27 protein-coding genes are annotated in these 15,359 nt (G+C 68.3%); 19 read left to right on the forward strand and 8 right to left on the reverse strand.

The features are described 5' to 3' along the window. Position 1 precedes the first annotated feature (1 nt). Together surE and ACWH43_RS10615 are read left to right on the forward strand one after the other, a co-directional pair. The gene (surE, locus tag ACWH43_RS10610) at positions 2–763 is read left to right on the forward strand and encodes a 5'/3'-nucleotidase SurE (RefSeq protein ID WP_158446559.1); all 762 of its coding nucleotides are present in this window, start codon (positions 2–4) and stop codon (positions 761–763) included. 18 nt (positions 764–781) lie between these two features. Further along, positions 782–1,444, forward strand: a complete 663-nt coding sequence (locus ACWH43_RS10615) for a protein-L-isoaspartate O-methyltransferase family protein (protein WP_158446560.1) — start codon at positions 782–784, stop codon at positions 1,442–1,444. Positions 1,445–1,697: 253 nt separating this feature from the next. Here ACWH43_RS10615 and ACWH43_RS10620 read toward each other — a convergent pair whose 3' ends face one another. From ACWH43_RS10620 to ACWH43_RS10650, 7 genes are all read right to left on the reverse strand, one after another. Beyond that, a complete protein-coding gene (locus tag ACWH43_RS10620; protein ID WP_260349682.1) occupies positions 1,698–1,964 on the reverse strand; it encodes a hypothetical protein in 267 nt (88 codons plus the stop codon). Then, positions 1,964–3,211 (reverse strand): hypothetical protein, encoded by a 1,248-nt coding sequence (locus ACWH43_RS10625; RefSeq protein ID WP_260349683.1) that lies wholly within the window; start codon positions 3,209–3,211, stop codon positions 1,964–1,966. The genes ACWH43_RS10620 and ACWH43_RS10625 overlap by 1 nt, the downstream gene beginning before the upstream one ends. 59 nt (positions 3,212–3,270) lie before the next feature. After that, entirely contained in the window at positions 3,271–3,552 is a 282-nt protein-coding gene (locus ACWH43_RS10630) for a hypothetical protein (protein ID WP_260349684.1), read from the reverse strand. Continuing rightward, on the reverse strand, positions 3,549–3,725 hold the full coding sequence (locus ACWH43_RS10635) for a hypothetical protein (RefSeq protein WP_260349685.1): 177 nt from the start codon (positions 3,723–3,725) through the stop codon (positions 3,549–3,551). The genes ACWH43_RS10630 and ACWH43_RS10635 overlap by 4 nt, the downstream gene beginning before the upstream one ends. Then, positions 3,722–4,021 (reverse strand): hypothetical protein, encoded by a 300-nt coding sequence (locus ACWH43_RS10640; RefSeq protein ID WP_260349687.1) that lies wholly within the window; start codon positions 4,019–4,021, stop codon positions 3,722–3,724. The genes ACWH43_RS10635 and ACWH43_RS10640 overlap by 4 nt, the downstream gene beginning before the upstream one ends. A 26-nt stretch (positions 4,022–4,047) precedes the next feature. Next, positions 4,048–4,479, reverse strand: coding sequence for a hypothetical protein (locus tag ACWH43_RS10645; RefSeq protein ID WP_260349689.1), 432 nt, complete (start codon positions 4,477–4,479; stop codon positions 4,048–4,050). 143 nt (positions 4,480–4,622) lie between these two features. Beyond that, positions 4,623–5,162, reverse strand: a complete 540-nt coding sequence (locus tag ACWH43_RS10650) for a hypothetical protein (protein WP_260349691.1) — start codon at positions 5,160–5,162, stop codon at positions 4,623–4,625. A gap of 265 nt (positions 5,163–5,427) precedes the next feature. Between ACWH43_RS10650 and ACWH43_RS10655 the strand changes: the two genes are divergently transcribed. From ACWH43_RS10655 to ACWH43_RS10735, 17 genes are all read left to right on the forward strand, one after another. Continuing rightward, on the forward strand, positions 5,428–5,694 hold the full coding sequence (locus tag ACWH43_RS10655) for a hypothetical protein (RefSeq protein ID WP_260349693.1): 267 nt from the start codon (positions 5,428–5,430) through the stop codon (positions 5,692–5,694). Positions 5,695–5,787: 93 nt separating this feature from the next. Continuing rightward, positions 5,788–6,099 carry a hypothetical protein gene (locus ACWH43_RS10660; protein WP_260349694.1) on the forward strand — a complete coding sequence of 104 codons (312 nt, stop codon included), beginning with the start codon at positions 5,788–5,790 and terminating at the stop codon, positions 6,097–6,099. Beyond that, complete coding sequence (locus ACWH43_RS10665; protein ID WP_260349696.1) at positions 6,096–6,386, forward strand: hypothetical protein; 291 nt, start codon at positions 6,096–6,098, stop codon at positions 6,384–6,386. Before ACWH43_RS10660 ends, ACWH43_RS10665 begins: the two co-directional genes overlap by 4 nt. After that, positions 6,383–6,712 carry a hypothetical protein gene (locus ACWH43_RS10670; RefSeq protein ID WP_260349698.1) on the forward strand — a complete coding sequence of 110 codons (330 nt, stop codon included), beginning with the start codon at positions 6,383–6,385 and terminating at the stop codon, positions 6,710–6,712. The genes ACWH43_RS10665 and ACWH43_RS10670 overlap by 4 nt, the downstream gene beginning before the upstream one ends. Beyond that, positions 6,709–7,176 carry a hypothetical protein gene (locus ACWH43_RS10675; RefSeq protein WP_260349699.1) on the forward strand — a complete coding sequence of 156 codons (468 nt, stop codon included), beginning with the start codon at positions 6,709–6,711 and terminating at the stop codon, positions 7,174–7,176. The genes ACWH43_RS10670 and ACWH43_RS10675 overlap by 4 nt, the downstream gene beginning before the upstream one ends. Continuing rightward, entirely contained in the window at positions 7,173–7,490 is a 318-nt protein-coding gene (locus ACWH43_RS10680; RefSeq protein ID WP_260349700.1) for a hypothetical protein, read from the forward strand. Before ACWH43_RS10675 ends, ACWH43_RS10680 begins: the two co-directional genes overlap by 4 nt. Beyond that, entirely contained in the window at positions 7,491–8,573 is a 1,083-nt protein-coding gene (locus ACWH43_RS10685; RefSeq protein WP_260349701.1) for a DUF7146 domain-containing protein, read from the forward strand. Continuing rightward, positions 8,570–8,842 (forward strand): hypothetical protein, encoded by a 273-nt coding sequence (locus ACWH43_RS10690; protein WP_260349703.1) that lies wholly within the window; start codon positions 8,570–8,572, stop codon positions 8,840–8,842. The genes ACWH43_RS10685 and ACWH43_RS10690 overlap by 4 nt, the downstream gene beginning before the upstream one ends. After that, positions 8,842–9,708 carry a phage Gp37/Gp68 family protein gene (locus ACWH43_RS10695; protein ID WP_260349704.1) on the forward strand — a complete coding sequence of 289 codons (867 nt, stop codon included), beginning with the start codon at positions 8,842–8,844 and terminating at the stop codon, positions 9,706–9,708. The genes ACWH43_RS10690 and ACWH43_RS10695 overlap by 1 nt, the downstream gene beginning before the upstream one ends. Then, positions 9,705–9,992 (forward strand): hypothetical protein, encoded by a 288-nt coding sequence (locus tag ACWH43_RS10700; RefSeq protein ID WP_260349706.1) that lies wholly within the window; start codon positions 9,705–9,707, stop codon positions 9,990–9,992. Before ACWH43_RS10695 ends, ACWH43_RS10700 begins: the two co-directional genes overlap by 4 nt. After that, complete coding sequence (locus tag ACWH43_RS10705) at positions 9,989–12,115, forward strand: hypothetical protein (RefSeq protein ID WP_260349707.1); 2,127 nt, start codon at positions 9,989–9,991, stop codon at positions 12,113–12,115. Before ACWH43_RS10700 ends, ACWH43_RS10705 begins: the two co-directional genes overlap by 4 nt. 2 nt (positions 12,116–12,117) lie before the next feature. Continuing rightward, positions 12,118–12,405: a hypothetical protein gene (locus tag ACWH43_RS10710; protein ID WP_260349709.1), complete on the forward strand. Its 288-nt coding sequence runs from the start codon at positions 12,118–12,120 to the stop codon at positions 12,403–12,405. Positions 12,406–12,414: 9 nt separating this feature from the next. Then, entirely contained in the window at positions 12,415–12,711 is a 297-nt protein-coding gene (locus ACWH43_RS10715; RefSeq protein WP_260349710.1) for a hypothetical protein, read from the forward strand. Between the two features lie 57 nt (positions 12,712–12,768). After that, positions 12,769–13,710 (forward strand): hypothetical protein, encoded by a 942-nt coding sequence (locus tag ACWH43_RS10720; RefSeq protein ID WP_260349712.1) that lies wholly within the window; start codon positions 12,769–12,771, stop codon positions 13,708–13,710. Continuing rightward, the gene (locus ACWH43_RS10725; protein WP_260349714.1) at positions 13,707–14,114 is read left to right on the forward strand and encodes a hypothetical protein; all 408 of its coding nucleotides are present in this window, start codon (positions 13,707–13,709) and stop codon (positions 14,112–14,114) included. The genes ACWH43_RS10720 and ACWH43_RS10725 overlap by 4 nt, the downstream gene beginning before the upstream one ends. Further along, positions 14,111–14,683: a hypothetical protein gene (locus ACWH43_RS10730; RefSeq protein WP_377785393.1), complete on the forward strand. Its 573-nt coding sequence runs from the start codon at positions 14,111–14,113 to the stop codon at positions 14,681–14,683. The genes ACWH43_RS10725 and ACWH43_RS10730 overlap by 4 nt, the downstream gene beginning before the upstream one ends. Then, positions 14,683–14,916 carry a hypothetical protein gene (locus tag ACWH43_RS10735; RefSeq protein WP_260349718.1) on the forward strand — a complete coding sequence of 78 codons (234 nt, stop codon included), beginning with the start codon at positions 14,683–14,685 and terminating at the stop codon, positions 14,914–14,916. The genes ACWH43_RS10730 and ACWH43_RS10735 overlap by 1 nt, the downstream gene beginning before the upstream one ends. A 152-nt stretch (positions 14,917–15,068) precedes the next feature. Here ACWH43_RS10735 and ACWH43_RS10740 read toward each other — a convergent pair whose 3' ends face one another. After that, positions 15,069–15,299: a hypothetical protein gene (locus ACWH43_RS10740; RefSeq protein ID WP_260349720.1), complete on the reverse strand. Its 231-nt coding sequence runs from the start codon at positions 15,297–15,299 to the stop codon at positions 15,069–15,071. Positions 15,300–15,359: the final 60 nt, after the last annotated feature.

Here is a 15,359-nt window from a genome sequence, read left to right on the forward strand (position 1 = left end):
GATGCGGATCCTCGTAACCAACGACGACGGCATCCATGCCGAGGGGCTCGAGGTGCTGGAGCGCATCGCGCGCCAGCTCTCCGACGACGTCTGGATCGTGGCGCCCGAGACCGACCAGTCCGGCGTCGCCCATTCGCTGTCGCTGTCGAACCCGCTGCGCCTGCGCCAGATCAGCGAGAAGCGCTTCGCCGTGGCCGGGACGCCGACGGACTGCGTCATCATGGCGGTGCGCTCGGTGATGGCCGAGGCGCGGCCCGATCTGGTGCTCTCGGGGGTCAACCGCGGCTCGAACGTGGCCGAGGACGTCACCTATTCCGGCACCATCGCCGCGGCGATGGAAGGCACGCTGCTCGGCATTCCCTCGATCGCGATCAGCCAGGCCTATATGCCGGGCGACCGCAACGTGATCCGCTGGGACTGCGCCGAGAGCCATGCGCCGGGCATCATCCGGCGGCTGCTGGAGGAGGGGATTCCCGAGGGCGTGCTGTTCAACCTCAACTTCCCCCATGCCGGGCCGGACGAGGTCAAGGGCGTTTCCGTCACGGTGCAGGGCCGGCGCGATCAGGAGCTGGTCAAGCTCGAGCCGCGCAGGGACGGGCGCGGCAATCCGTATTACTGGATCGCTTTCCAGCGCAGCCGCAAGGAGCCGGCGAACGGCACGGATCTGCGGGCCATGGCCGAGAGCCGCATCTCGATCACGCCGCTCGAGCTCGATCTCACCCATGAGCCGACGCTGACGCGGTTCGCGCAGCTCTTCGCCTGAGGCATCGCGGGAGGGGGCATGAGCGAGGAGGTGCCGGCCAGCGAGGGCGAGCGCACCGTCGCCTTCCTGCTTTCCCTGCGCGCGCGCGGCGTGCGCGACCTCGCCCTGCTGCGCGCCATGGAGCGGGTGCCGCGCGACCGCTTCGCGCCGGCCCGCTTCGCCGATCTCGCGCGGCAGGACGTCTCGGTGCCGCTGCCTTGCGGCCAGACCATGACCGCTCCCTATACGGTCGCGAGCCTCCTCGGCGCGCTCGACATGCAGGCTGGCGCGCGAGTGCTCGAGGTCGGCACCGGCTCGGGCTATGTCTCGGCGCTGCTGGCGGCGATGGGGGGCGAGGTCGTCTCGCTGGAGCGCTACCGTTCGCTCGCGCTCGCGGCGCATGAGCGGGTCTCCGGCAGCGGCTTCGGCGGCGCGGTGGATCTGCGCCATGCCGACGGCTTCCAGCCCGACCGCACGCTGGGGCGCTTCGACCGTATCCTGGTCAACGGGGTGACGAGCGCCGTGCCGGAGGCGCTGCTGGCGCGGCTCGCGCCGGGCGGACGCCTCGTCGGCGCCTTGCGGGTGGAGGGTGTGGCGCGGCGGGTTGTGGTGACGCGCCTCGACGACGGCCAGCTCGACCACGCCACCGGGCCGGTGCTGCGCCTGCCGCCGCTGATCCCGGGGCGCTCGCAGGCGCTGTAGCCTTTTTAGCGCGGGCCGCGGGAGGCCTCGCGCTCGCTCGGGCAAAAAAACGAAAAAGGTGAATCGGACGCCGGGAGCGAAACGTTTTCGTAACCTGAACGCCTACGAAATGCAGACGGCGGCCTGATGAGGGCCGCCGTTTTATTTTGCCGATGGCATCGGGCTTTTCGCCAGTTTGGCCTGCGGAACAGATCGCGAAAACTGGCGGCAGGAAATGCACTGGCGACAGCACTGGCGATTGCCGCCAGTTTCTTCATGTTCCAGCCCTGTTCGTCAGCGCGGCCATGAGGTCGCGGCGGCCCCCCTCGGTTAGCCGGTAGCTCACCGTCTGGTTGCTCCGCTGCTGTGGGCTGCGCTCGATCTGCGCATTCTCGATCAAGGCGTCGAGCGTCAGTGTCGAGACGGGCCACTGGAACGCGCAGTCGGTCCAGCCGGAGGAGTTTCCGAAGCGGCTGATCTGACAGCCGGTCTGCTCCATGTAACTGAGGATGCGCAGCCGGGCCTCTGTCAGGCGAGCCATCACAGCTCTCCCGTCATCAGCGCCGCGACCTCGTCGGCCTCCTCGGCCGTGCGCGGCAGGTAGTGTTCCACGATCTTGTAGCCGGCCTCCAGCGTATGGCCGGAGAGGTTGACGATCTGCTCGACCGTCAGCCCCAGCTTGCGCAGGTGGATGAAGCCGGAGCGGCGGCAGTCCCGCATCTGCATGCCGTCGAGATGGCCCCAGCGCTCGGGATCCACCGCGATCGCGCGCTTGCGCACGCCGGCGAAGCGGATCGCCGCCAGCACGTCGCTGAACGGCCGCCGCGTCGTCTCGTTGACCACAAGCGGCTGCCAGTTGAGCTTGGGGGCCTCGGCCGGCGGCGCATCCTTTAGCCGCTGCGCGGCCAGGGGCGGCAGCTTCATGTCGATCCTGACGCCGCCTTCGAGCTCGAAATCGCGGCCCTTCTTCTGGCTCTTGGACTGGGTGAAGATCAGGCGGGTGACGCCGCCCTTCTCGACCAGGTCCTGCTCGCCGAGCGCCAGCACGTCGGTGATGCGCTGGACGCAGGCGAAGGCCAGCACGAGCGCCGTCCCGATCGAGGGGCGCGGCATCCACTGGTCCTGCCCCTTGTAGCTGTTCGGCGGCGGGTTGACCCGGCCATCGGCCACCGCGACCAGGTGCTTGATGTCCGCGAAGCTGTAGTAGCGCGGCCGGTGCTTGCCCGAACTCAGCTTCTGCTTGCTGAAGGGGTTCGCCGGCAGGCTGATATGGCCGCCCTCCATGCCCCAGCCGAAAAGCACGCGCGCCACGATGCAGTAGCTGCGCGCTCCGGCCGGCGCGCGGCGCTTCAGCGGATCCAGCCAGTTCTTCACGCGGGAGCGCGTGACCGCCTCCGCCAGATCGTCGCCGAACTCGGCCTCGACCACCTTCAGGGCGTAGCGGAACTGCTGCTGGGTGCGCTCGCGCAGGCCGCGCCAGTGGTCCGAGCCCTGGCCGTCCTCGCCCAGCCGCCAGAGGTTGGCGAGCTGGCTGACGGTGAGCGGGCCGGACCGGCGGCGCGGCTTGCGATGGGCCGGCGCGGCCGGCAGGCCCTTCGTCCAGGCCTCGACCTCGCGGTTGAGGCGCTTCGCCTCGCGCATGGCGGCCGCCGGATCCTTGCCGAGCGACTGGCCCTTGAACTGCGGGCGCAGCTTCTTCTCCGGCTTCCAGTGCCAGACGCCCCATTCGTTCTGATGCAGGCGCGCGATATCCTGCGCCGCGCCACGCAGCGTCGCCTTCCGCTTCATGATCGGATCTCCGAGAGGGAAGCGCCCGCACTCAAGCGTGCGGGCGCTTCGAGGGCAAGCTACGGACGGCCGCCCTGCACAATGGCGAGGCGGACGGGGGCGGCCATCGCCGCGGTCTCGCGCATCTCGAACCAGCGCAGCACCGCGCCGGTATGCCAGCGGAGCTGGCGCTTGGACCAGGGCAGCGGCCGGGGAAACGGCAGCACCTTGTCCGTTTCCCATTCCGGCAGACGTACCTTGCGGATCGTGACCTCGGCCAGGCCGGCGCGGGCCGCGATGTCGGCCATGGTCCACCAGGGCGCGGACGGATCGGCGAGCCGGCGGGCGGGAAGGGCGCTCATAGCGTCCTCGCCAGGACCAGGGCGGCGAGCGCCGCCAGGACCAGGGTGAAACCGGCGTCGGTCGCGGCCTGCAGGCCCTGGCCGTTACGGTAATGGGTATAGCAGCCGGCAAGGGTGAAGCCGGCGAGGCCGCTGAGATAGGCGGCCATGCCGAGCTGGAAGGCCAGCATCATCGCAGCGCCTCCCGCTGGGCGTCCTGCCAGCTGTTGCTGAACGGCATCAGGCGCAGGGGCTTCTCCAGCTCACGATCGCCCGCCGGCGTCGTCATGATCCGTTCCCAGCCGTGGTTGGGAATGCGCGTGATCCAGCCGGCCTTCTCGCACTGCTTGACAATGCCTTTGCTGAAGGTGCGGACCGGCAGGACACGCTCGGACGCCTGACGCATGACCAGGGTGCCCTGGTTGTTGACGTAGAGCTTGCCGCTCCTGGCGGCGACGAGGCAGTAGGACTGCGTCTTGGTGCGGCCCATGCTCGGCGTGCGACGTTGGCCCCGGCTCATCGTCCGTCCCCCTCGCTGCCATAGGCCATCGGGATCGCGCCCAGCGCATCGGAGCATCGGCGCCAGGAGCGCCGGCCGTTGCGGAGCGAGCGGTCCGCGTCGCGATAGGCTCGCGAAAGATTGGACATCAGGTTGCGCAGGCCCTTGAGCCGGGCGAGCCCGCGCTCGTAGCGCACCATCATCCACAGGTCGTAGAGCTGGGCGCCCCGGACCATGCGACGGTTGTTCCAGGCCTTGCGATGGGCCGCGCAGCAGAACTCGGCATGCGCCTCGACGCTCTGGAAAGGCTCGCCGCACTCCAGGCACTCGAAGTCGCGGCGGGGCCGGGAGGCGACCGCGAGACGGGCTGCGAGACTGCGACTAGTCGCGGGCGCAGGAAAGGCGGCTACAGCGCCTTCGGCCGGAAACTCGATACGAGCGTGCTGCATTCACATGCTCCCTCTCCACGCCGCTGCAAATCAGCGGATCGCGGATAGGGATACTCGCAACTCTTGGATATGACAATATGCATATTAAGGGATGACAATGTGCGGCTGGGCTCAGCGTGCTGCATATCATCGGTTGTTGATAATCAGGCGGCCATCCGACCCTGCCTGCCGCCCAGGCTGACCAGCATGACGCCCTTGATGCCCACTGACCGATCCTCGATCAGGCGCGGGCGTTCGATCTCTCCGCCCTCGATGCCCGCCGTCATGAGGACGGGCGGCATGTAGAGGCGTAGCACTGTCTCCGCCTGCTGCGGCGACTGCCAATCGTAGAATTGGGCGACGACGACATCGCCGGCGAGCGGCTGGGCATTCATGTCCATGATCAGCACGTCGCCAGGCTTGATGCCTCGGTATTCCAGGGTGCGGGCCCTGACCGTCATCGCGAACAGGCTGGGGTGTTGCTTCAGATAGGCGGCGACCAGCTCGGCGCGCGCATCCCCCATCTCGGAACGATATGGGATAGCTTCAGGTTCCTTGAAGGCTCCTTGCTCGGCGAGATCGCCGCGCGCCTCTGCCGGCAGCGGGATCCCGGTATGCTGGGATACCGCGCTGAGCGTGGCCAAAGCCAGCGTGCCGCCGCGCTCCTCATCGTTTCGAAACCTCGTGAGGGTGGTCGTGTTCATGCCAGCCTCGCGAGCGATACGCGAGAGCTTCTTGCCAGTCTCCTCGACGACCAGGTCGAGATAGGCGACTTGCGCGGCGCGGAGGCGAAGCTGCCGTTCCGACCGTGAGGAGGGTGGGGCCATCGGGACACCTGTTGCACTGCGGTAGTGCAACAGGGTGTGCGTTGATCCCTCTGCTGTGGCGATACGCAACATTCTGCCTTGACAGCTAAGCACCAAATCAGATTGGCATGTGCATATAGGCATATTTGGAGCCGATCGCACAATGCAGGTCAGCAGTCTTGAACAGCGTCGTGCACGCATTCGTTTGCCGATGGTCGATCTCGCTGCTCTGGCGCGCGTCGACAAATACACGGCTAAGCGCTGCCTGAGCGGGGAGAAGGATACCCGCTCGTCCAAGGCCGCGGCGATCGCCAGCGCGCTCGTCGAGGAAGAGCTCTCGCTCCTCATCCATCTCGCGCGGCTGCATCCGCAGGCCGCGCTGGAGAACGCCGAGGCCGCCCGCCACTCCCCCCGGCCCCGGGCGGCCTGAGCGTCAGTTTCGTTCCCGTTGCGTCGTGTCTTGTCGCCCGGCCGGCCCTGGTCGCCGGCCGGGCCTTTCCCTTCTCTCTGGTCGAGGTTCGCGATGGACAACCGCGTCACGCTCGAAATCCTGATCAAATATGCTGGCGGGCAGACGCGCGTCGAGCTCGTGCGCTTCCAGCCCGGCGCGGTGCCGCATGGCTACATCCTCCAGGAGGAGGCCGATGTCAGCCTGGGGCGCACCCTGGTCCGCGACCAGGTCAAGCTGCTCAACGCTTTGCGCGACCTGGCCAAGCCGAAATGGCTGCGGCTGCTGCACGATGCCGACAGCTCCGCCCGCGACCTCTTCGGCCCCGCGATCGCGCTGATGGACGCGCCCGCCGCCGGCGGCGTCTCGCAGGGAGCGGCGGCGTGAGCGGCAATCACATCGGCGGCGTCGCGGTCAACATGGCGACGCAATTCAGGATCTACGAGCGCCTGCCTGCCGAGATCCGGCGTGTGGTCGCCGCCGCGCCCTACAAATACGAGCTGGCCGGCATCGAGCGGCAGCTGCGCGAGCATCGCCGGGAAGGCGGCAACGTCACCAGCTATCGCCGGCACATGATCGGCTGGATCTGCGCCGGCATGATGAGGTCGGTCCGCAAGACATACGGGCCCGAACATCCCGACGCCGAGCGCTCCCGCCTGGAGCGCCGGCCATGAGGAACGGCAGCTTCGGCGTCTATGAAGATCCGGTGCTGATGTTCCGGCGCTTCGACGCGATGCCGGCGGAGCTGCGCCGCGTCCATGCGCTCGCGCCCTACCACATGCATATGGGCAAGGCGGCGAAGCGGCTCGATGTCTACCGCTCGGCCGGCGCGAGCGTCGCGAACATGCGCACCGCCGAGATCTTCCTGATGTGCCGGCTGATCCAGGAGGAGGCGACGCGCCTCTACGGGCCCGAGCATCCCGACGCCCAGCGCTCGCGGCTCGAAGGCCGGGCCCGGCGCGCCATGCGCGGCTCGACGGCCGGGGGAGGGCGGGCATGACCAGGCTTCCCGCCCTCACTGTCTGGCAGCCGTGGGCCTCACTGATCGCGGTCGGCGTCAAGCCGTACGAGTTCCGTGGCTGGGCCGCGCCGCGCGCCTATCGCGGCCGGCGCATCGCCATCCATGCCGGTGCTCGGCCTGTCCGCAAGGGTGAAATCGCGGACCTCATCATGCGCCTACGCGGCCCGGAGCCCTGGCTGACCTGCCTCAAGCCCGAGGCGCTGGCCTTTTTGGAGCGCGCTTACTCGAACCCGGCCTCGCTTCCGCTCTCGGCGATCGTGGCCACTGCGGTGCTCGGCGAGCCCAGGCGCGATGCCGAGCTGCTGTGCGAGTTCGGCTCACCGGCCAACGACAGCGCGCGCGACGAGCATCGCAACTGGGCCTGGCCGGTTTCCGACATCGAGGAGATGCAGCCGCCGATCCCGGCCAAAGGCGCGCAAGGCTTCTGGGAGTGGCGGGCATGAAGTGGCGCAGCTACCTCAGCCCCAGCGGGTGGATCGTCGAGCTGACGGATGGCGAGGCGTGGCGCATCTCGTTCCGGCCCAATCAGTTCGGCCGGATCATCTCCTATTCGCGGCGAGGCACGGACTTCGACCCCGGCTTCGGTTGTCTCTATTTCGCGCTGGGAGCTGCGCGGAAAGCGTGCCCGCCGGTTGGCCGCAGCGGCCGCTACGGCTCGCGCGCCTCGGCGGTTCGCGGCGAGCTCTGCGACGCGATCGTCGCCGTTCTCAACGATCAACGCATTTTCCCCGCTCCAAGCGTCAGCGCGGAGCGATAGATGTCTCACCCCGTCTCCATCGACCTGATCAAGCAGAAGCTGCATGAGCGCATCGATACGCTCGTGCCGCAGCTGTTCCCGAATGCCCGGATCAAGGGGCATGAATGGGTCGTTGGCGATGTCTTCGGCGCGCCCGGCGAAAGCCTGTCGATCTGCCGCACCGGCAAGAAGATCGGCTGGTGGAAGGATTTCAACAACAGCGGCGCGAAGGGCGACATCCTCACCCTGATCGCGGTCGGGATGTGCGACGGCGACGTGCGGGCGGCTATTCCCGCCGCGCTGAAATGGCTGGGGCTCGGCTCGATGACGGCCGAGGAGCTGCGCCGCCAGGAGCGCAAGGCGAGGCAGGCGCGCGAGGCGGCCGAGGCGCGGCTCGCCAGCGATGTCGAGAAGATGCGGCGCAAGGCGAAGGGCTATTACCTCGCCGGCGAGCTCTGGCCGGGCACGATGGTGGAGCGCTATCTGCTCGGCCGCGCCATGGATTTGATGCAGCTGCCGCATGTGCCGAGCGCGCCGCGCTTCCATCCGCGCGTGTGGAACCGCGAGGCCGGCGGCGTCGAGCTGCCGGCGATGCTGCTGCCGATCAACCATGCGGAGACCGGCCAGCAGATCTCGGTGCACCGCACCTGGTTGCAGGGCCACCCGGACGGGCGCGTGACCAAGGCTGATCTCGTCAACCCGAAGATGACGCTCGGCGAGTTCACCGGCGGGCATATCCCGCTCAACCGGGGCGCGTCCGGCAAGCCGCTGAAATACGCGCCCGAGGGCGAATGGGTCGGCGTCGCGGAAGGCGTCGAGAACGGCTGGTCGGCCGCGATCATCCGGCCGGACTGGCGCGTCGTCGCCGGCGTCTCGCTCGACAACCTCGCCAACATCGTCCTGCCGCCGCAGATCGGAGGTCTGTTCATGCTCGCCGACAACGACACCAAGCCGGAGCCGAAAGCCGGTTTCGAGCGGGCCGTGGCCCGGCTGAAGGCGCGCGGCTTCCGCCTCGAGATCGTCCGCCCGCCCGAGGGCATCAAGGATTTCAACGACTGGCTGGTCGCGCTCAAGCGCCAGGCCGAACAAGGGAGAGTGGCGTGAGCGAACATCAGCTCGGGGACGGCCCGATATCGCCGGAATACCACCAGCAGATGAACATGCTGGCACGCGCCATCGACGGATATTTGAATGGCGAAGCGCGCGGCGATGAGCGCAAGGCAGGCTTCGTGCTGCTCGTCTTCCCCTTCGGTGCCACGGATGGGCGCTGCAACTTCATCTCCAACGGCGCGCATCGGGCCGATCTCGTGGCGCTGTTCAAGGAGATGATCGCGCGCTTCGAGGGCCAGCCCGAGATGCAGGGGCGGGCCTGATGGGTGCCGATACCAAGATCGAGTGGGCGCACCATACCTATAATCCGTGGATTGGCTGCACGCGGATCTCGCCGGCCTGCGACCATTGCTATGCCGCCGATTGGGCGAAGCGCTACGGCCAGGAACATCTCTGGCAGGGCGAGCGCCGGCAGACTTCCGCACAGACCCGGCATCAGCCGTTCAAATGGAACCGCGAGGCGGCAGCGGTCGGTGAGCGCCGGCGCGTCTTCTGCGGCTCGCTGATGGACTTCGCCGACAACCAGGTGCCGAGCCGCTGGCGGGATGACACCTGGCACTGCATCAGCATGTGCCCCTGGCTCGACTGGATGATGTTGTCGAAGCGGCCGCAGAACTACGCGAAGTTCCTGCCGACGCCGGCGATCGGCGCGCCCGAGTGGGGTGACGGCTGGCCCAATGTCTGGCTCGGCACGACGATCGAGGATCGCCAGCGGCTGATCAACCTGGAGCATCTCCGGCGCGTGCCGGCGGCTGTGCGCTTCCTCTCGATCGAGCCGCTGCTGGAAGATCTCGGCGAGCTCGACCTCACCGGGATCCATCTCGTCATCGTCGGCGGCGAGAGCGGGCCGGACGCCCGGCCGATGCATCCGGCCTGGGTGCGCTCGATCCGCGACCAGTGCGCGGACCAGGGCGTAGCCTTCTTCTTCAAGCAATGGGGCGAGTGGTCGCCTCACACGGCGGCGATTGAAGATGATGACGGTTCGATCCGAACAACGCCGCGCGGGGGCGTGAACTGGCAAGCGGAGCGCCCTGGCGCCGTCGCGGGTATGTTCCGCATCGGCAAGAAGCGCGCCGGCCGCCTCCTCGATGGCCGCCCCCATGACGAGATGCCGAGGCCTGCCGCATGACAGGCCTGCCCCAGCCCGCGCTCGTGATGATGTCGCCTGCCATGCGGGCGAAGCACCGTGCGCGGGCCCAGCGCGATATCGCCCGCTACCTCTGCGGCGTGAAATGGACGGACGGCTTCTGCCTGGGCGATGCCGAGGGCTGCAAGTGCCAGCAGGCCGCGCAGGCCATCCTCGCCGGGCTGGAGCGCGTCGGCGTCATCCCTGTCTGGGAATACGACGCCGAATTGCGCCGGCTGCTGGCCTGCCGCTTCCCGCTCGAACCGGCCGAGGGCTTCGGCCGATGAGCAAACCGAAGCCCCTGAAACCCCTCGCACCCCATCTCGCGCCGATGGCCGACGCGCTGGCGGCGGCCGAGCAGGCGGCCCGGCAGCAGGTTTCCGACGCGGCCGCCGAGGCCGAGGCGAAGCGCAAGGCCGAGCAGGAACAGGCCGAGCTCGAAGACGACGCCAGGGCGATCAAGGATGCCTTCAAGCGCGGCGGGATGAAGCTCGCCCTGGCCATGGGCCGCTCCTGCAAGACGAGCTGGACCGCCGACCAGGTCGAGGACCTGATCTATCCGCCGGAGCCGCCCGCGCCCGCCGGCGGCGGCGATGACGGCGGACTGCCGCCCTCGATGCCGCAGCCGGACGAAGGCGACGAGCCGCCGAAGTGGAAGCTGAAGAAGAACCCGGTCAAGAAGCTGCCGAAGGACTGTCCCGTCATCCCGCTCGGCATCGATGGCGAGGTCTGCTTCTACCTGACGCCGAATGGCCAGTTCCTGCCGCTCGACAGCCATGCCGCCGAAGGGTTGCGCAAGCTCTTCGCGCCTGACCTGTCCTGGCTCTGGAACAATTTCCCGAAGTTTAAGGAAAACACCGGCGAGCAGACCAATTGGGACGCGGCCAAGGCTTCGGACAGCCTGATCCAGGCCTGCGGCAAGCGCGGCCCTTTCGACCCTAGCGAGAAGCTGCGCGGCCAAGGGGCGTGGCGCTTGCCGAACGGCGAGCTCGTCCTGCATTGCGGCGACAGGATCTTCGACGGAGCCGCCTGGCAGAAGCCCGGCTATCTGCTCGACCACGTCTATCCCGGCGCGCCGGCGCTACCGAAGCCCTTCACCTGGTCGGATGACGAGCCCGAGGCCAAGGCCGAGAAGCGGCGCTTCTTCGCCGAGCTTGATGCGCTCCTGACCATCCTGGACAGCTGGAACTGGGCGGCCGAGTTCGAGCAGAACGTTGATACCGGCGAGCGCGTGAACTTCCACGGTACCAAGCACAAGATCTCCTCGCTGCTGGTGCTCGGCTGGATCTGCTCCGCCCTGGTCGGCGGCGCGCTGGACTGGCGGCCGATGATCTGGCTGACGGGCGAGGCGGCATCCGGCAAATCCACCCTGCAGAAGCTCGTCGCGGCCATATTGGGCCTGCGCCTGGTTACGTCATCGGACGCCACGGCCGCCGGCATCTACCAGAGCGTCGGCTACTCGTCGCGCGCCGCAGGCATCGACGAGGCGGAGGCTGATCCGAACAGTCAGAAGATGAAGGGCATGGTGGAGCTCGTCCGCCAGTCGAGCTCTGGCGGCAACATCCTGCGCGGCTCGAACGACCCGAAGAAGTGGCGCGGCTTCACGGCACGCTCCTCCTTCCTGCTCTCCTCGATCGTCATTCCGCCCCTGTTCGGCCAGGACCTGACGCGCATCACTATCCTGCCGCTCGCACCGCTGCCGAAGGGCTCGCAGAAACCGAAGATCGACCAGGCGCGCTGGGCCGCCTTCGGAACGATGCTGCTGCGCCGCCTGGTCGATAACTGGTATCGCTGGGAAGCCACGCTCGAAAGCTACGCGATCGCGCTCGGCGAGCTCGGCCATGACGGCCGCGGCGGCGAGCAGCTGGGCGGCCTGCTGGCGATGGCCGATATGGTGCGCTTCGACGAGATCGTGAGCGACGATATCGCGCTGTGCTGCGTGCCCTTCGACAAGCGCAACCAGCCGAAGGACGAAACCACCTCGCAGCAGTTCCTGAACTGGCTGATCACCAAGACCGTCGTCGCCTTCCGGGGCGGCAACCAGATGACGATCGGCGCGCTCGTCGCCGGCGCGGCCGGGCTGGTCGAGCTCTCGAGCGAAGGCGCGACGCCCTACAGCTATGCGACCCACCTGCATGCGCATGGCGTCTTCGTCGAGGGCTTCAAGGACCAGGCCTGGGTGACGCTGCCCAACCAAAGCGCGGGCCTCGCGCATCTGCTCGATGGGTCGCCCTGGGGCACGAAGCCGGGTGCGGCGCTCTCCGGCTGGCAGCAGGCCATGCAGCGCCTGTGCACGGCCCGCGGCCCCGACGGCCAGGCGCTCGGCAGGAAAGTCAACACCAGGAAGCTCGGGATCGGCCGGGGATGGTCCCTGCCGGCCAAGATCTTCCTGCGCATGGAGGAGGAGTGAGGATGACGTTCAAGGCGGAACCCGCCAGCACCGAGCACAGCGGCTTCACCACGGACCTGTCGCAGGTCGATCGTGCGAAGCACCTGGACGGCGTGCTGATGTCCAACAGCGTCAGCGTCAACATGTGCTCCTGCTGCGGGCGCATCTTCATCGGCGGGCATGACCGGGCCGAGCGCCAGTTCGTCGCACTGCCGATCGACGCTGCCACGGCGCGCGCGATGGCGGAGAACCTGGTCGCCTTCGCGGACGAGAGCGAGCAGCTCGGCGCAGGCCGGGCACACAAGCATTAGGGGGCGGCCATGAAACTCGCCCCGAAAACCGCCGACCGGCGCATCCCCTACGGCCTGCACTGCACCTGGTGGGACAGCATCGACAAGGTCGGCAGCCGGGACGGCCTGCCGGTCTGCCCGCATTGCCGCAACGTGCTGCTCGAGGTCGACAGCCTCGAGCAATGGCTGGCGAGTGCCCGGCGCTACGAGGCCGATGGCCACCCCGGCTATGTCGCCTTCCTCGAATGGCAGCGCGGCCGGTGCTTCCCGAACTTCGACGCCGCCAAGGCCGCCTACGCGGCCGCGACCGGCATCACCATCCCCTAGCCGCCCAACCCGCCGGCCGGGCGGATCCCGGTCTCTTCCATCCTGAGGAGCATCGTCATGAACAGCATCGAGACCCTGAAATCCGCCTGCGACTGGAAGCTGCTCTCCGGCAGCCACGAATTCCCCGGCCCGGCCGGCGGCACCTGCATCAACGAGGCGGCGCTGGTCGCGTCCGGCTTCGCATATCGCAAGGTCGGTTCGGCCTTCGACATGCCGGAGTGCTTCTCCCGCCCGATCGCCCAGTTCGCGATCGGCCTCAACGACAGCATGACGGATGAGGAGCGCCAGCGGCTGATCCCCTTCGTGACGCGCCTGGCCGGCACGGCCGACACGCGCGCGATCGAGATCCAGCGTGTGGAATACCTTGTCCGGTCCCTGGTCAATGTCATGCTCTGCCGTATGATGACGGTGCTGGGACGCGATGATTTGGCGCAGGCCTGCGCCAACGCCAGGACCATGGAGGAGTGCAGGGAGACTAGCCGAGCCGCCGCCAAAGCCGCCGCCGACGCCAAAGCCTACGCCGACGCCAAAGCCGCCGCCAAAGCCGCCGCCGCCGCCAAAGCCGCCGCCGACGCCTACGCCTACGCCGCCGCCAAAGCCGCCGCCGACGCCTACGCCTACGCCGCCGCCAAAGCCGCCGCCGACGCCTACGCCGACGCCGACGCCAAAGCCTACGCCGACGCCAAAGCCGCCGCCGACGCCAAAGCCTACGCCGACGCCAAAGCCGCCGCCAAAGCCTACGCCGACGCCTACGCCAAAGCCTACGCCGACGCCAAAGCCTACGCCGACGCCTACGCCAAAGCCGCCGCCGACGCCTACGCCTACGCCGCCGCCGACGCCGACTGGAAGAAGGAGCGAGCCTTCTACGTGGATTGGGGGCTTGGGGCTCTCGAAGGCATGCTGGCGATCGGCAGGCAGGCCGAGCCGATCGAGACCGCGCTCGTCGTCGAGCGCATGGAAGCGATCAAGGCGGCCGCCCGCGAGCGCGAGGCGGCATGAAACAGGGCCGCACCCTCTTCGTCGCCGCCACGGCCGACGAGGCCAGGGCGGCGGCCCCTCCGCCGCTCTCCCGAGCCCTTGTCGATGTCATCGCCGAGCGCCGCCGGCACGTCGAAGGCGAGGGCTGGACGCCTGAGCACGATGACGCGCACACACGAGGCGAGATGGTCCTGGCGGCCGTCTCCTACGGCACCAATGCCGCCGTCCGCCTGCGGATGACGGCGGACGGCTATCCGCCGGTGAAGATAGACGAGCTTTCGGCCGCGGCTGACGTGCCTCGCAGCTGGCCCTGGGCGCGTAGCTGGTGGAAGCCCGCCGGCGGCACGCGTCGTATCCTGGTCAAGGCGGCCGCGCTGCTCGTCGCCGAGATCGAGCGGCTCGACCGGAAGGAGGCCAGGCCATGAGCCGCGGCCCCTTTCAGCACAACGAGGAGGGGAAGCGCGGCGTCGCGCTCTCCCTCAGCAACGCGGTATTCTCCAAGCTGATCAAGTTGGGCCGCGAGCTCGGCAAGACGCCGCAGCGCATGGCCCAGGAGCTGTTCGACGAAGCCTATGCCGCCAGGTGCATGGGCAAGAGCGCAGCCGGCCAGGTGGCGGCCGCCGGCGCGATGGCCGATGCCCTGGAGGAGGATCTCCAGCAGCAGCTCGCCGAGGCGCGCGACCAGGTGAAGCAGCGGGAAGCCGTCATCGCCGGCAAGGATCGCCAGCTGCTCGACCAGGCGGCCGAGATCCGCGAGATGCGCGAGGCGGCCAAGGGCCAGCTCGTCGTCGTCAACCAGGCCAGCGAGATCCTGAAGCGGGAGGCGGAGCCGGCTCGTCGGCTCGCCCCGGTAGACCAGGATGCGGGTGAGCACGAAAAGATCGTCCAGTTGAAGCGGCTGATCCGTGCCAAAGCGGCCTGTGGTCTGACGCCTCGCGCGATTGCCCGCGAGCTCGGCCTGCCGACAGAGGCCGTGCGCCAGGCGCTGGCGTGATGGACGATGACACCCTTGCGGTTGCCTTCCAGGCCCACCGTGAGGGTGCATCCTGCTTTTCGCGCCGCATGGCGATCGTGCTGGCCCGGATGGACGGCTGCAAGCCCCGTCAGCTCGTAGAGCGTTGCGAAAGGCTTGGCTTGCTCAAGCCCGGCGCCTGGCAGTGGTTCCTCGATAACGGCGGGATCACGGCCGACCAGGTGCACCAGGTGTTGCATGATCTCGGCCGCTGACGATCTGCCCTATCTCTACCGCTGGGACCGCCACGGACGGAAGGGCGAGCCCTGTCAGGTCACGGCGCGGGGGAAGATGAACTCCGTCCGCGTCGTCTTCGCGGACGGCTTCACCATGATCACCAGCGGCAATGCGCTGCGCCGGCGCGGGCCTAGCGTCCAGGAAAGTCTTCCAGCTCGTCGCGATGGGTGTCCCGAATGACCATGATGCCCTGGCGTAGCCGCACCCTGTCGCGCGGGTGGCGCTCCACGGCCGCGTCGAAGGCCGCGAAGCCGATCGTCAGAGCCGCGCATTGCGCAACCGGAATGCTCTCCCGATGCCGCCTCGGCAGCTCCCGGTCCTCGACTTCGACAACGATGTTGAGCGGTTCGCGCAGGATCATGTTCCGTCTCCACGATAAGAACGAAAGCGGAACATAGGAGCGGAGTCCCATCCCCTGTCA

The sequence above is a fragment of the Allobosea minatitlanensis genome (genome assembly GCF_964020775.1).